Origin of the sequence: Halosimplex aquaticum, from assembly GCF_028747785.1 — an archaeon.
Classification (GTDB): Archaea; Halobacteriota; Halobacteria; order Halobacteriales; family Haloarculaceae; genus Halosimplex; species Halosimplex aquaticum.
Map to the genome: position 1 here is coordinate 4,094,309 of NZ_CP118158.1, position 13,787 is coordinate 4,108,095.

Annotated in this window: 18 protein-coding genes; 10 read left to right on the plus strand and 8 right to left on the minus strand. The window is 68.8% G+C overall.

Features of this window, described 5'->3' with window-relative positions; genetic code table 11:
- Positions 1 to 129: 129 nt before the first annotated feature.
- Positions 130 to 996, plus strand: a complete 867-nt coding sequence (locus PSC72_RS20090; protein WP_274323206.1) for an aldo/keto reductase — start codon at positions 130 to 132, stop codon at positions 994 to 996.
- 148 nt (positions 997 to 1,144) lie between these two features.
- On the opposite strand, the gene PSC72_RS20095 is transcribed toward PSC72_RS20090, so the two are convergent.
- The 3 genes from PSC72_RS20095 to PSC72_RS20105 are packed head-to-tail and all read right to left on the minus strand — an operon-like array spanning position 1,145 to position 1,730.
- On the minus strand, positions 1,145 to 1,339 hold the full coding sequence (locus tag PSC72_RS20095; RefSeq protein WP_123538602.1) for a cold-shock protein: 195 nt from the start codon (positions 1,337 to 1,339) through the stop codon (positions 1,145 to 1,147).
- Positions 1,340 to 1,341: 2 nt separating this feature from the next.
- Positions 1,342 to 1,536, minus strand: coding sequence for a cold-shock protein (locus PSC72_RS20100; RefSeq protein WP_226011781.1), 195 nt, complete (start codon positions 1,534 to 1,536; stop codon positions 1,342 to 1,344).
- Positions 1,536 to 1,730: a cold-shock protein gene (locus tag PSC72_RS20105; protein ID WP_006883278.1), complete on the minus strand. Its 195-nt coding sequence runs from the start codon at positions 1,728 to 1,730 to the stop codon at positions 1,536 to 1,538. Before PSC72_RS20105 ends, PSC72_RS20100 begins: the two co-directional genes overlap by 1 nt.
- A gap of 150 nt (positions 1,731 to 1,880) precedes the next feature.
- On the opposite strand from PSC72_RS20105, the gene PSC72_RS20110 reads away from it, so the two are divergent.
- Entirely contained in the window at positions 1,881 to 2,633 is a 753-nt protein-coding gene (locus PSC72_RS20110; protein WP_274323207.1) for a DUF429 domain-containing protein, read from the plus strand.
- A gap of 61 nt (positions 2,634 to 2,694) precedes the next feature.
- Here PSC72_RS20110 and PSC72_RS20115 read toward each other — a convergent pair whose 3' ends face one another.
- Entirely contained in the window at positions 2,695 to 4,041 is a 1,347-nt protein-coding gene (locus PSC72_RS20115; RefSeq protein WP_274323208.1) for a hypothetical protein, read from the minus strand.
- Positions 4,042 to 4,322: 281 nt separating this feature from the next.
- On the opposite strand from PSC72_RS20115, the gene PSC72_RS20120 reads away from it, so the two are divergent.
- From PSC72_RS20120 to PSC72_RS20130, 3 genes are all read left to right on the plus strand, one after another.
- Positions 4,323 to 5,012: a TIGR00266 family protein gene (locus PSC72_RS20120; RefSeq protein ID WP_274323209.1), complete on the plus strand. Its 690-nt coding sequence runs from the start codon at positions 4,323 to 4,325 to the stop codon at positions 5,010 to 5,012.
- A 60-nt stretch (positions 5,013 to 5,072) separates the two neighbouring features.
- A complete protein-coding gene (locus tag PSC72_RS20125) occupies positions 5,073 to 5,441 on the plus strand; it encodes a hypothetical protein (protein WP_274323210.1) in 369 nt (122 codons plus the stop codon).
- Between the two features lie 110 nt (positions 5,442 to 5,551).
- On the plus strand, positions 5,552 to 5,695 hold the full coding sequence (locus PSC72_RS20130; protein ID WP_274323211.1) for a hypothetical protein: 144 nt from the start codon (positions 5,552 to 5,554) through the stop codon (positions 5,693 to 5,695).
- 73 nt (positions 5,696 to 5,768) lie between these two features.
- On the opposite strand, the gene PSC72_RS20135 is transcribed toward PSC72_RS20130, so the two are convergent.
- Positions 5,769 to 6,557 carry a lamin tail domain-containing protein gene (locus PSC72_RS20135; RefSeq protein WP_274323212.1) on the minus strand — a complete coding sequence of 263 codons (789 nt, stop codon included), beginning with the start codon at positions 6,555 to 6,557 and terminating at the stop codon, positions 5,769 to 5,771.
- A 148-nt stretch (positions 6,558 to 6,705) separates the two neighbouring features.
- Here PSC72_RS20135 and PSC72_RS20140 point away from each other — a divergent pair, with 148 nt between their 5' ends.
- From PSC72_RS20140 to PSC72_RS20150, 3 genes are all read left to right on the plus strand, one after another.
- On the plus strand, positions 6,706 to 8,061 hold the full coding sequence (locus tag PSC72_RS20140; RefSeq protein WP_274323213.1) for an arylsulfotransferase family protein: 1,356 nt from the start codon (positions 6,706 to 6,708) through the stop codon (positions 8,059 to 8,061).
- A gap of 121 nt (positions 8,062 to 8,182) precedes the next feature.
- Positions 8,183 to 8,449 carry a hypothetical protein gene (locus PSC72_RS20145; RefSeq protein WP_274323214.1) on the plus strand — a complete coding sequence of 89 codons (267 nt, stop codon included), beginning with the start codon at positions 8,183 to 8,185 and terminating at the stop codon, positions 8,447 to 8,449.
- A gap of 3 nt (positions 8,450 to 8,452) precedes the next feature.
- Complete coding sequence (locus PSC72_RS20150; protein WP_274323215.1) at positions 8,453 to 9,046, plus strand: hypothetical protein; 594 nt, start codon at positions 8,453 to 8,455, stop codon at positions 9,044 to 9,046.
- A 196-nt stretch (positions 9,047 to 9,242) separates the two neighbouring features.
- Here PSC72_RS20150 and PSC72_RS20155 read toward each other — a convergent pair whose 3' ends face one another.
- From PSC72_RS20155 to PSC72_RS20165, 3 genes are all read right to left on the minus strand, one after another.
- Positions 9,243 to 9,785: a hypothetical protein gene (locus tag PSC72_RS20155; RefSeq protein ID WP_274323216.1), complete on the minus strand. Its 543-nt coding sequence runs from the start codon at positions 9,783 to 9,785 to the stop codon at positions 9,243 to 9,245.
- A gap of 155 nt (positions 9,786 to 9,940) precedes the next feature.
- Complete coding sequence (locus tag PSC72_RS20160; RefSeq protein ID WP_274323217.1) at positions 9,941 to 11,398, minus strand: sulfatase; 1,458 nt, start codon at positions 11,396 to 11,398, stop codon at positions 9,941 to 9,943.
- 190 nt (positions 11,399 to 11,588) lie between these two features.
- The gene (locus PSC72_RS20165; protein ID WP_274323218.1) at positions 11,589 to 12,230 is read right to left on the minus strand and encodes a class I SAM-dependent methyltransferase; all 642 of its coding nucleotides are present in this window, start codon (positions 12,228 to 12,230) and stop codon (positions 11,589 to 11,591) included.
- A gap of 201 nt (positions 12,231 to 12,431) precedes the next feature.
- Between PSC72_RS20165 and PSC72_RS20170 the strand changes: the two genes are divergently transcribed.
- Positions 12,432 to 12,785: a hypothetical protein gene (locus PSC72_RS20170; protein ID WP_382261875.1), complete on the plus strand. Its 354-nt coding sequence runs from the start codon at positions 12,432 to 12,434 to the stop codon at positions 12,783 to 12,785.
- A 114-nt stretch (positions 12,786 to 12,899) separates the two neighbouring features.
- A complete protein-coding gene (locus tag PSC72_RS20175) occupies positions 12,900 to 13,697 on the plus strand; it encodes an alpha/beta fold hydrolase (RefSeq protein WP_274323220.1) in 798 nt (265 codons plus the stop codon).
- Positions 13,698 to 13,787: the final 90 nt, after the last annotated feature.

The window sequence follows — 13,787 nt, forward strand, 5'->3', positions numbered from 1 at the left end:
TGTCAGTCGCTCTGGTGCCCGCGGGGCGGTCCAGGCGTTCGCCGGCAGTCGCGTTCGGGCCGGACGAACCCCACGTGGCGTTCCGCCATCCCCACCGCTTTGTGACTGGGACCCGCAGGGGTGTGTGCTATGGCTGACGACGTACACAACGAGAGCGACACGTTCGACATCGACGGTGAGCTGACCGTCCACCGCCTCGGATTCGGGGCGATGCGGCTCACCGGCGAGGACATCATCGGCCGGCCGGACGACGAGGAGACGGCCCGAAACGTCGTCCAGCGAGCGGTCGAACTCGGCGTCGACCTGATCGACACGGCCGACTCCTACGGCCCGGGCGTCAGCGAGCGGATCCTCCGCGAGGCGCTGTCCGAGGTCGACGCAGACCCGGTCGTCGCCACCAAAGCCGGCCTGCTGCGCCACCGCGACGGCGAGTGGCTGCCCCACGGCGATCCCGACTACCTGCACAACCAGGTCATGGTGAGCCGCGACCGCCTCGGCGTCGACTCCATCGACCTGTACCAGTACCACCGCCCGGACCCCGACACGGACTTCGAGGATTCGGTCCACGCTTTCGCCGAGATGAAAGACGCCGGACAGGCCGACCACGTCGGCCTCTCGAACGTCACCGTCGAGCAACTGGAGACGGCGCGGGACATCGTCGACGTCGCGACGGTCCAGAACCAGTACAACATCGGGTATCGCGACGACGAGGACGTCCTGCAGGCCTGCGAGGAGTACGACGTCGGGTTCATCCCCTGGGGTCCGCTGTATACGGTCGACGACGAGGGCGTCGCGGGCGTCCTCGACGAGGTCGGCGAGGCCCACGACGCCAGCCGGCGGCAGGTCGCGCTCGCGTGGCTCCTCCACCACTCCGACGTGACACTGCCGATCCCGGGCACGTCGAGCGTCGAACACCTCGAATCGAACGTGGCCGCCTCGCAGATCGAACTGGCCGACGAGGACCTCGCGAAGCTGAACGACATCGACCCGCAGTAACGTCTCGAATCGCGTTTTCGGTCGAGACTCGCGGCTTTTCGCGTGAGAAATAACCGCGAGCGACGGCACGAGCGCTGTCGCTCGACGGCGTGATAATGTGAAAATTCGGAGCCAGCAGGACGCTGACGCCGCAGTTAGAGAGTGCGACTTACTGTCGCGTGAGGTTCGTCGCGCGCGGGCCCTTGTCGGCCTGCTCGATGTCGAACTCCACTTCCTGACCCTCTTCGAGGTCCGGGCCGCCGACGTCTTCCATGTGGAAGAAAACGTCGTCGTCAGCGTCCTCGGTCTCGATGAAGCCGTAGCCGCCCGTGTCGTTGAAGAAGTCGACTTTGCCGGAGGCCATCGTTAGAGTCGCTCCAGGTTGGTCGCTCGGGGACCTTTGTCGGCCTGCTCGATGTCGAACTCGACGTCCTGACCTTCCTCCAGGTCGGGACCTCCGACGTCTTCCATGTGGAAGAAGACGTCGTCGTCCGCATCCTCAGTCTCGATGAAACCGTAGCCGCCCGTGTCGTTGAAGAAGTCGACCGATCCGGACGCCATTAGAGGCGCTCCAGGTTCGTCGCGCGCGGGCCCTTGTCGGCCTGCTCTATGTCGAACTCCACTTCCTGTCCCTCTTCGAGGTCCGGACCGCCCACGTCCTCCATGTGGAAGAAAACGTCGTCGTCAGCGTCCTCAGTCTCGATGAAACCGTAACCGCCCGTGTCGTTGAAGAAGTCAACCTTACCGGATGCCATTGCTTCTAAACACAACGTCGGGGGATGTATAAGAGTTCCGAGAGAAGCGTTACCACGACCCTTTACGGAGCGATGCGGCGTGGCGCGCCGGATCGCCGCGGAACCCACGTGGGCAAGGGATTTTTGTTCGCAGACCCGAAACGTCGGGCCATGAGCGAGACAGGGGCGCCGCTGTACGTCGGCGTCGACTGGTCGGAGGGGATGTGGTTCGCGGTGGCGTTCGGCCGCGACGGGTTCGACCACGCCGCCGTGTTCGAGGAGATCGGCGACCTCTGGGTCCGTTACGAGGAGCGCGCCCGACGGGTGCTCGTCGACGTGCCCATCGGACTGATCGAAGAGGGCGAGGAGGGACGTCGGTGCGACGCCCTCGCCCGCGAAGTCCTCGGCCCGATGGCCGGCGCCGTCGTCGTCCCTCCGGTCCGGGAAGCCACCCGGAAGCGCCGGTACCCCGCGGCCCAGCGCGTCAACGAGCGCAAGGCCGGACGCGGGATCTCAGAGCGCGCGTTCGCGATGAGCGACGGGATCGCCGCCGTCGACGAACTCCTCCAGAACGTCCCCGAGGCCAACGCGGCGTTCGCGGAGTCACACCCCGAGCTCTGTTACCGGGCGTTCGCCGGCGAACCGCTGGAGCACTCCAGCGCGTACGCGGCGGGCTACGCCGAGCGGATGCGGACGCTGGCGCGGTACGACCGCGACGCGCCGCCGGCCGTCCAGGCGGCCGCCGCCGCGACCGAGGGGTACGAGGTCGCCGTCGCCGACGTCCTCGACGCCGTCGCCCTGGCGTACACCGCGGCGCCCGGCGACGGCGACCTCCGGACGATCCCGGCCGATCCGTCCACCGACGCGAAGGGGCTCCCGATGGGCATCGCCTATCGGGCGGAGAAACCGCTGGATACCGAGTGACGGCGACCGAAGCGGCTCTCTGCCGGTGATTCGAGGGGTTCCGCGGACACCTCGCCGTCGATTAGTTCCCCTTCTGCTTTCCGTTGCCGTTCCCGCGCCCGTTCCCTTTCCCGTTGTCCTTGCCGTTCCCCTTCCCGTTGTTTTCGTCGTCGTCGGCGTGATCCGGCGGACCGCGACCGTTCTTTCCGTTGCCCTCGCCCTCGCTTTCGTCGTCACCGTCGTCGCTGTCGTCTCCGTCGCCGTCGTTTCCGCCGTCTCCGTTCGGGTCGAACGCGTCGATGGCGTCTTCGAGGGAGAACGAGGAGTCGCCGCCGTCTCCGTCGCCGCCGCGGATCTTCCCGGCGATCTTCGCGAGGGCGTTCTTCGGGTCGATCTCGGTGTCGTCGACGCGGAAGTGGACTCGACACGTCCCCTCTTCGGCGTGGCCCTCGTGGTGTTTCGCGCTCGCGCCGTTACCGTTGTCGACCGCCTCGGGCGCGCCGAACGATATCGAGTCCACGTCGAGTTCCGAGGGGTCCGGGCAGTCGATGTCGACCGGGATCAGCCCCTCGCTCTCGACGTTGATCTTCGCGTCGGGCGGGGAGACCGAGAGATCGAGGTCCGTGTCGTCGGAGTCCCCGTCGGCCGACGCGCGCTCGACCGCGACCGTGAGGGGAGCGCCGAGGTCCAGCGTCGACCGGGTGACGCCGCCTTCCCCGTCGGCCGAGAGGAGTTGCCACTCGTCTATCGTGCCCTCGTAGTGCTGGCCGTAGAGCGCCGCGTCCTCGTTGAACGCGGGGTTGATCCCGATAGCGGTCCCCGGATCGAGGTGTCCCAGGACGCCGCCGTCGCCTCTGGTCGGCCCCCAGGTCCAGTCGATCCGGTTGTTCGTGCCGTCGGTGTTCCAGTTGTCGTAGTTGGAGTCCGGCTTCTCCCCGGACTCGAAGCGGTAGAGGTCGTCCTTGACGAGCCACCCGGCGCCCGCCGGGACGCCCGAGACGGTCCAGGTGGCCGACCCCCCGTCGCCGCCGTCGGCGTCGTGGACGGCCACGAGACTGACGCCGTCCGGCCCCTCGTAGAAAAACAGCAGCGACGTCGACGGTCGCTGGAGGTCCTGCGTGCCGACCGACATGTAATACGGGCCTTCCCCGGGATCGGTCGCGCCGTTGTCGCCCGTGTACTTCTCCGGGATCCGCAGGTCGTAGAACGACTCCACCGGTTCGCTCCCGGAGAGGGGCGCGACCTCGTGGCGCTCGTCGCCCTGTTCGACGACGTACAGCGGGTCTGCGTCGTCGCCCGATTCGCCGTCGCCGTCCTGACCGGCCGCAGTGGTCGTCGCCGCACCGAAGGCACCGGCCGCCGCGAGCGCCTGCAGGAGCGTTCGCCTACCGACCGCGCTGTCGTCCGCCGCCGTCGTATCGTTCGTCATACTCGACGGCCGTGCGGAGCGGTCATTGTTATGACGGGCAAACTCCGCGGGCGCTCGGAAGGCCGTCCGGCCGACAGCGGGACCACACTCCGCGCCCGGGAGTAAGACCGGGGTACTCTCCGCCCGCCCGTCTGCGCTCGCGGTCGGTTGGGTGCAGTTACCGACCTGCTCTCCGGGACCGGTGACCGGCGCGGTTCCCGGAGGCAGTTGCCGAGGCGACACCCCGGTCGTGGCAACCAGGGAGCAAGAACTGATTAACGGGGTGACAGCGTACTGACGGCATGGACCACGAGATCAGTCACCGACCGTCGTACGCCCAGTTGACGCTCGACCTCGACGCCGGCGAGTCCGTCCGGTCGGAGGCGGGGGCGATGGTGAGCAAGTCCCCCCAGATCGACGTCGAGACGGCGGCGGAGGGCGGGATACTCAAGTCCCTGTCGCGGTCGCTGTTCGGCGGCGAGTCCTTCTTCATGAACACGTTCACCGCATCGGAAGCGGGGCGGATCCAGCTGGCGCCGGCGCTGTCCGGCGACGTCCAGCACCACCCGCTCGACGACGAGACGCTCTACGTGCAGTCGTCGTCGTTCCTGGCCTCTGATCCGGCGATCAGCGTCGACACCGAGTTCGGCGGCACGAAGACCTTCTTCGGGGGCGAGGGCCTCTTCCTGTTGCGGATGGAGGGGACGGGCCCGCTGTTCCTGTCGAGTTACGGGGCCATCGACGAGCACGAACTCGACGGGACGGAGTCGTACGTGGTCGACACTGGCCACATCGTCGCCTTCGAGGAGTCGCTGTCGTTCGACGTGCGGAAGGTCGGCGGCCTGCGGTCGACGCTGTTCAGCGGCGAGGGACTCGTCTGCGAGTTCGAGGGCGAGGGAACCGTGTGGACCCAGACCCGCAGCCCGGACGCGTTCCTGTCGTGGCTCATCCCGAAGATCCCCCAGCGGAACACCACGCAGACGACGACCTGACGGCGATACGCCGGTGCGGTGCACCAAATCGTTATGACACTTCCGGCCGAACTGACAGATATGAGCGATCCAGTCGAGCTCGATTCGCCGGCGCTGTCGACGTACGTCGTCCTCGCGGGCGTCGTCGAACTGTCAGTCAGGGGAGAGACGCCCGCGCACGCCGTCGAGATCCGCCGGGCCTGTAACCGGGCGATGGAGGCCGTCGACGTCGACGTGCTCGGCACGGTGACCGAGGCCGAGGTGTCGCGCACGCTCAACGAACTCGACGCCGCGGACCTGGTCGACGGCCGGCGCGACGACACCTCCGCGACCGGGAAGGGGCGACCGGCGTATCGCCTCACGGCAGACGCGGAGGCCGTCCGCACACAACTCGCCGAGGACGAGCGCGTGGCCCCGCTCGCAGACCGCATCGGTTCGCTCGACGAATAGACACCGGGCCGCCGACCCCGTCCCTTCAGTCACCGGTTCCGACCGACGCCCCCTCAAGTTCTCGAACGAACTGGCACAAGACACATGTCGGGCCGCTGTGATATGTCGGTATGCTTCAGGCAGAACTCGAAGTGTGTACCGACTGCGGACTCCTGCACATGGAAGGCGGACCGGCGCCGTCGAACGTCAGCGAGTGCACGGGCTGTGGCGGACGCGTCACGGACGTCGACATCGACGACCTGATCGGACTGTGACCGCGCAGACGGCGGGCGACTCCGTCGACCCCTAGCGACTGCCCCGCTCGTCGCCCGAACCTCTCCAGCGGGTCTACTCGGTGTCCGAACCGCTCTTGTAGTCCGCTTCGAGCGCGCGGCGGCCGTCCGGCGTCTCGACGACGACGGTGCCGCCGCGAGTCGACCAGACGGTGTCATCGGAGCCCCAGTAGTAGTCGTTCGTCTCGTCCCGGCCGTCGCCGCTGTGGACGCGTACCGTCTCGCCGGGGTCGAGCGTCGCGCCCTCGGGGAACTCGAACGTCCGGCCCTCGCCGTTACGGAGTCGCCACCCCGAGAGATCGAGCGGGTCGTCGCCGGCATTCTCCAGCGAGACGTGTTCGTCCTGCGAGTCGCCGAGGCCGGGGCGGTGCTCGTGGACGGCGTCGAGAACCAGGTTGTCCGCCGCGGGCGTCGGCCCCCGGACGTGGTCGGCGGTCGGGGCCTTCGAGGCCACGCCCGCGTCTCCGTCGTCGTCCTGCGCGTCGGTGACCGGCTCCGAACCGCCGGTGTCCGACTGGGAGAGGTGGCCGGTGTCCGGCCCGTCCGTCCGACGGGTCTCGTCGGCCAGCGGCGCGCCTTCGTCGCCGCCCTCCCGGCTCACGAACTCGTAGTTGGAGGCGACCTCGTCGGCGTCGGGCCGGTACCGGAACACCAGGTTCTCGCTGTCGAAGACGCCGAAAAAGCGGCTCCAGGTCATCCCGTCCGCGGGCACGGGCACGAACGCGAGGTCCGGCTGGCTGGCGCCGCGGTCGACGGGGACGGCGTCGTGCGCCGCCGCCCACTCCTGGATCTCCTCGTGGTCGCGGGTCGTTCGCCACGCGCCCGCGTCGCTGTGCTCGCTCATGGCGGACCCTCGGTCCGTCGAGTGGTAGCCCTTTGGCCTGCCTTCGCAACCGTTCCGTCCGGCCGACGGCGTGGGGTTCGCGCCCTCGCGCTCCCGACAGGCGGCCGACGCCGTTTAATAGCGTGGACCGCTTTCACAGACGTACGCTATGGTCTCACGTCGGGCCCTCAGACTCCTCTTCGCGACGCTGCTGGTCGCCTCGGTCGCCGGCCTCGCCTACGGTGCGGCCACGGCGCCGACGACCGCCAGCGCCGACTCCGTTCCGCGGCCCGAACCCCGAGACGGGCACACGGTCGTCACCGAGTCCGCCAAGTTCGGGACCATCGTCGCCTGGCGTCCGAACGGCAGTCTCCTCCACTACGGCGACGCCCACACCAAGTACTTCGACGTCGATCCGGTCGAAGGCGAGTCGCTGACGGTCGAGTACGCCGCGACCGACACGATCCACACCAGCGGTCCCACGTGCGAGTCGCCGCCGTGCACCCGGAACGTGATCGAGCGGCTGAACCTCTCGACGGGCGAGACGCGGGAGATCTACGCCCGTTACGACGACAGCGAACTCGCGGCCGAGTGGCACGACCACGTCCGCGTCGGCGACGAGCGGATCCTGATCGCCGACATCGTCGACGACCAGGTCTTCGTGGTGAACACGACGACGGAACTCGTCGAGTGGCGCTGGGACGCCCAGAGCGACTTCCCGGTCGAGGGCGGCGGCCCCTACCCCGAGGACTGGGCGCACATCAACGACGTGTCGCTGCTCGACGACGGCCGCGTCGCGGTCAGCCTGCGCAATCAGGACCAGGTGGTCTTTCTCGACCGCGAGACCGGCCTCGTCGAGAACTGGACGCTCGGGAGCGACGGCGACCACGCTACCCTCTACGAGCAGCACAACCCCGACTACATCCCGCCCGAGCGGGGCGGCCCCGCCGCCGTGGTCGCGGACTCCGAGAACGGTCGGATCGTCGAGTACCAGCGCGTCGACCCCGAGACCGGGAACGCGACGACCGCCGCCGACGGCGTCTGGAGGCGGACCTGGCAGTGGCAGGACGCCCGCATCCAGTGGCCGCGCGACGCCGACCGCCTCCCGAACGGCAACACGCTGATCGCCGACACGCACGGCAAGCGCGTCCTCGAAGTCGACCCGCAGGGGGAGGTCGTCTGGTCGGTCCCCGTCTCCCACCCCTACGACGTCGAGCGACTGGAGACCGGCGGCGAGAGCGCCGGCGGCGAGAGCGCGGCGCGCCTGGGACTCGAATCGCGGACGGCCGATCGCTCGACGGAGAGCGGGTTCGACCCGCTGGAACCGCTGAGCGACCTCGTGTCGCTCGTCGTGCCCTCGCGGGTCGTCAACGGGGTCATCTTCCTCTCGCCGGTGTGGATGGGCCGCCCGGAGTTCGCGGCGGCGTTGCTCGGCATCGGGACGGTGCTCGCGTGGGTCGGCGCAGAAGTTCGGTGGCGCCTCCCCGAGTTCGGCGTCAGGTGGCCGGTCTACCGAGAGAAGTGACGCGCCTGCGCCGGCGGCCGTCTCAGCGCCCGTAGGTCTGCTCGCTGCCGACGTGCTCCGGGTCGTGGTCGTGGCGCGCTTCGCCCCCGTACAGGAGACCTTCCTCGGACCAGGTTCCCTGATGGTGGTGCGGCTCGGGGGCCACGCCGCCGAGGCCCTGCTGGTTCGAGCCCTGTTCCTCCGAGCGGCGACCCTGCTGCCGTTGGCCGCCCTGCTGCTGGCTACCCGGCTGCTGCTGGCTACCCGGTTGCTGCTGACTGCCCTGTCGATGCTGGCCGCCACTGCTCTGCTGCTGTCGCTGCCCGGCACTCGTTTGCTGTCGCCGCCCCTCCATCTGTCGGTACTGCTGATCGCTGGGGTGGTGGTCGTGGCTGCTGGCGACGTGTGATTGTTGCCCGCCGTGCTGCTGTTGCTGATTGCCGTGCTGGCCGTGACGCTGGCCGCTACGCTGCTGTCCGCCGTGCTGCTGGCCGCCCTGCTGGTGTTGCCCGCTCTGCTGACCGCGCTGTCGCTGCTGGCGACCCTGCGACTGCTGGCCGGCGTGCTGCTGGGTCGTCTGGTTGCCGACGGACCCCTGGGGGTGCTGCGTCTCGCGGTTCAACTCCTGTTGTCGCCCGCGACCGGCCTGGCGCACCTGGTCCGCGGTCTGCCAGTCCCGCCGCTGTTGCTGACCGCCCCGGTGGTGGCCCTGCTGGCGGTGTTGCTCCGCCGCACCCATCTGCTGGCGGTTCTCTCGGCGCTGGCGCTGTCGCGTGCCGTGGCTCTGTGTTCCCTGTCGGCCCTGGCTCTGCTGGTTCTGGCCCTGCCGATGCTGGGCCCGCTGATCGGACTGGTCCTGCTGCGGCTGGTCGAACAGTCGCTCCTGGTACTGGTCGGCTTGCCGGTGTTGCTCGCCCTGTCGCTGCTGGCGGTCGTGCGTCTGTCGGCCGTGCCGGTTCGATCCGGCGTTGTGCGTGTGGTGCATGAGGAAATCCCGGGCACGTGACCCGTGTAGGCAGTGGCGTCGGCGCCCGCAAATAGGCCGGACTCCGTTTTCGCCGGCCCGCTCGCGCGACGGCGAGATAGCGGCTCCTTACCCGTCGTCTGCGTCGGGTCGCGCGTCGCACCGGTCCGTGGTCCCGAAGTAATCGAGGGGTACCGGTGCCGCCGAGCACCTCGGTCGCTCCGCTCGATGGGGCGGACTATCGCATGACGCGGCGCCGTTCGGAGAACGTCGCGTTCCCCCCGTCCCAGCGGACGGTGGTGTTTATCCGGATCCAGCCGTCGTTGCTGATGATCGAGAACGCCTCCACGTAGGAGAGGCGGATGCGCGCGGTGCGGTTGGCCGACGCGTTCGCGGACACGTTCCCGAACTGGCTGGTCCGGTTCCAGATCTGGGTGTCGCCCGCGAGGATCCGCGTCACCGCGGTGACGTTCTCCAGCGACTCGTTGCCGCTGTTGGTCAGATTGGCCGTCACCGTCCGACACCGGTCCCCGCAGTTCGTCACGTTGTCGACCGACACCGACACCGGGTCGCTCCCGTTCCGCTGGGCGGTCGCGTTGTTCGACTGGACGTGCTCACTCCCGTGGACGGCCGTCGGATCGTCCGGCGGGGCGTCCCCCGCTGCGACGCCCGTGACGCCGGCGGACGCACCGGCAACGCCGAGGACGGCGACCAGCAGCAGCGTACGAGCGATCGAGAACAGGTCTGGGCCGACGAGGACGGCTGGGTCGAAACGTTTCACAGGCGGGGTTGTCTCCCTGGGTGAATGTACATCGTGCCGGCATGTTCTTGCAACGCGATGACTGTGTATAGGGCGCCGTTACTGGGAGATTTGGGTGTCCAGAGAACCCTCTCACGAGTTACGTGTCGGCGAGCGCGAACGGGGCCGCCGCGCCGTTACTGCAGGTACCCGAGCTGTTCGAGCCGGGCCTTCCGCTCGTCGCCGATGGTCACCGACTCGCGGTCGCCGGCGGCGTCGACGGTTTCGAGCCACTCGTCGAGGGCGTCGCCGAGTTCGGTGACCGTGTCGGCGCGGTGCTCGGACACGTCGGTCGTCTCGCCTGGGTCGGATTCGAGGTCGTAACACCGTTCGGACCCGTCCGACCCCCGGATCAGCTTGTCCCCTTCGGTGCGGATGGCGCGCAGCGAGCGGTCGTACTGGCGGACGTGCTCGGGGACCTCGCCGATGTGGCGTTCGAGCGCCTCCATCGACGGCTGGGGCGCCATGTACTCGCTGACGACGAACTCGCGGGCGGGCGCGTCGGCGTCGGGGTGGAACGAGCTCCCGTGGAACCCCTCGCGGGCGGCCGGGGCGTCGATGCCGGCTGCGTCGAGGAGCGTCGGCGGGAGGTCCATCAGGCTCACGAGGTCGTCGAGGTCGCTCCGGCCGGTGAACGCGCCGCCGGTCACGACGAGGGGAACGTGAACGAGCGTGTCGTAGAGGCAGTACTGGTGGTCCATCAGGCCGTGGTCGCCGATATTCTCGCCGTGGTCTGCGGTCACGACGAGTATGGTGTCTTCCCACTCGCCCGCCGCGACGAGCGCGTCTTTGAGCGCCGCGAGCTGCTCGTCGAAGTAGGTGATCTCCCCGCGGTAGAGGTCGCGGAGCAGCCGCAGGTCACGATCGGACAGATCGAGCGTCCCGGCGAGGAAGTCCCAGGGCTCCTGGGGGACGTCCATCGCTTCCTCGTAGGTGGCGTCGTCGGGCAGGTGCGGCTCCGTGGTCCGGCGCGGCGGCTCGTAGTCGAGGTGGGGTTCGAGGTAGTTGACGAGGAGGAAGAACGGGTCCTCGCGCGAGCGGTCGTCGAGCCAGTCGGCGATCCAGGCGGTCGAGCGCTCGGCGCCGTCGTCGGAGCGGTCGCGGACGAACCGCCGGTACAGGGCGTTCGCCGTGTTGACGAGCGGGTTCCCGGCGAACAGCTTCCGGGCGACGAGTCGGGCCCGGCTCTCCTCGGTCACGTCGACGAGCTCGCTCAGCGCGTTCTCGGACTGGACGAGCTGCCACATCTGGCGGAACTCGTCGAAGCCGCGGTCGAACCCCGATTCGGCGCTCAGCCAGGTGTTGTTCGAGACGCAGACCGTCTCGTACCCGGCGTCGCGGAACAGTTCGGACAGCATGGGGTGGCGGTCGTCGAGGCGCTCGTGGTCGGCGTGGGCGCCGTGGGACGACGGTGGAACGCCCGTCAGCAGCGAGGCGTGTGAGGGGAGGGTCCACGGCGCCGCGGAGAAGGCCCGCGTGGCCCGCGTCCCCGTCGATGCGAGCTCCGTCAGCGTCGGCGCGACCTGCGAATCATACGCGTCGTCGACACGCGTCGTGTCGGCGACGACGACGACGACGTTCGGCTGAGCAGCCATTGTCGCCCGAACTTGCACACCGAACCCGATAGCAATTGAGTGCTTACTCCCGATCGTTGCAGCCCGCTCGCGACCGCAGATCCGCTCGTTCGGTAACGGCGGCTTACCGGCCGCTACTCGACGGTCTCGGGTTATGCTACGAAAATCGATATCGGACGCTCGCTCTGATCGACCCCCTCGCTGGTCCGCATCACTCGATCGGCGTCGCGGTACCGCGAGCGAACTCCCGGATCGGCCAGTAGCCGACGGTCGGCGTGTCGGCCTCGACGATTCGCAGGCGTTCGGAGGCCTCGATCACGGGCTGCACCCGCCGATTGAGGTGACAGTTCCCGCCGATCCTCCGCCAGAGGGGAGTTAGCGCGTCCTGACTTCGCCCGACGAGGCCGTCCGAGCGGACGTGGTCGAGGAAGCGGAACTCCCCATCGGGTCGGAGAACCCGGGCGATCTCCGCGAGCATGGACTCCATCTCGGGGACCGAACAGAACACCCCGCACTCGACGACGTAGTCGAACGCGTCGTCGGCGTAGGGGAGCCGCTCCCCGCGGGCGCTCACCAGCGACACGTCGACGCCGCTCTCCGCGAACGTCTCGCGAGCGCGGGCCCGCATCCCCGGATCCGGTTCGACCCCGTGCAGGTTTGCCTCCGGGTCCAGCGCCGTCGCGTAGTACGGCGCCATCGCGCCCGTTCCGACGCCGATTTCGAGGACGCGGCCGTCGAGCCCCCCCGCGAGGTACGACCGGTGCTCGGGCGCCTGGAACCGTTCGAAGTACGACTGGACCGGGTCGTACAGCGCGGCCACGACGGGGTGGAATCGGATGTCGCCCCCTGCCATGCGTCTCGTCCCGACGTGTCTGGCGTCGCACAAGTGCGTTCGGGTCTTCGACGGGGAGCGCCCGCCGAGACCCGTCGCCCGTTTCCCCCGGCGCGTGGCCGATAAGGCGGACTTACGAGCCGGCTCCGAGCGCCGACGGGCGATATCACGGAGTAAGAGTGTAGTAACTACGGCTCCGGCGCGACTACGTCCGGTATGGCACTGGCCGACTCGCTCATCGTGTTCGTGGTCAGCCTGCTGGTGGGCGCGCTCGGGATCTACATCGGCGCGAGCGTCATCACGGATCACGAGGATTACACGTACGCGATCGTCACGGCGCTGATCGGCGCGATCATCTGGGGTATCGTCGGGTTCCTGTTCGGCTGGATCCCGCTCCTCGGCCCGATACTCGTGCTGATCGCGTACGTCGCCGTCATCCAGTTCCGCTACCCCGGCGGCTGGGGTGAGGCCATCCTCATCGCGCTCATCGCGTGGATCGCTTCGCTCGTCGTCCTCTACGTCCTCGCCGCCGTCGGGATCGGCGCCCTGGAGGCGGTCGGCGTTCCGGGCGCGTGATGGGATCGGCGGCGGGCGATCGAACCGGGCCGTTCACGGCAACAGACGCGATATCAGGCGGTTCGGTCGACGCGGCCGGCGGCCTAAGTGACTGGAACTCGTACCTGCGTTCACATGTCCAGAACGGGGAGCGAGATCGGGGGAGTAGACGTCGCCGGTCCGGCCGACGCCGCCGAGATACTGTTCGTCCACGGGACGATCTTCAACCGGACGATGTGGGCGCCCCAGCGCGACGCGCTGGCCGAACGGTTCCGCGTGATAACTCCCGACCTGCCGGGGCACGGGAGTCGCACCGACGAGACGTTCCGGATGGGGGAGGCGCTACTGACGATCGACGACGTCGTGGAATCGATGACCGACGGGAGCGTCCACCTCGTCGGCCTCTCGCTCGGCGGGTACGTTGCGACGGAGTACGCGCGCCGCTACCCCGAGAACGTCGACGACCTCGTGCTCTCGGGCAGTAGCGCGAACCCGGTCGGCCTGCTGGGGACGCTCAGCCGACTCGTCGGCAAGGCCACGATACTGGCCTCGAAGACCGGGCTGGCCGAGCGGGCGACCGACTGGCTGGCCGAGCGGTACGTCCGGAGCAGGGACCTGCGGCCGGAACACGAGGAGGAGATCGTCGACGCGGGCTTCGACCTCCGCCCGTTCGGCGAGGCGGGCGTCGAGATCGCGGACGAGGACTTCCGGTCGGCGCTCGCGTCGTTCCCGGGGCGGACGCTCGTCTGTAACGGCCAGTGGGACCTCCTCATGCGACTGGGCGAGCGCGACCACGTCGAAGCGGCCCGGGACGCCTCTCTCGCGGTCGTCGAAGGCGCCGGCCACGCCTGTAACCTCGACCGACCGGACGAGTACACCGACACCGTCGACTGGTTCGTCGACAGGGCCGTCGACGTGAGCGCCGCCGACTGAGTGGCCGTCCGATTCTCGGTCCTGTCCGGCGATCGGGCCCCGATTCAGTCCGGGGAGCGCTCGCCGTCGGAGGGTCTACGAAACTCCGTC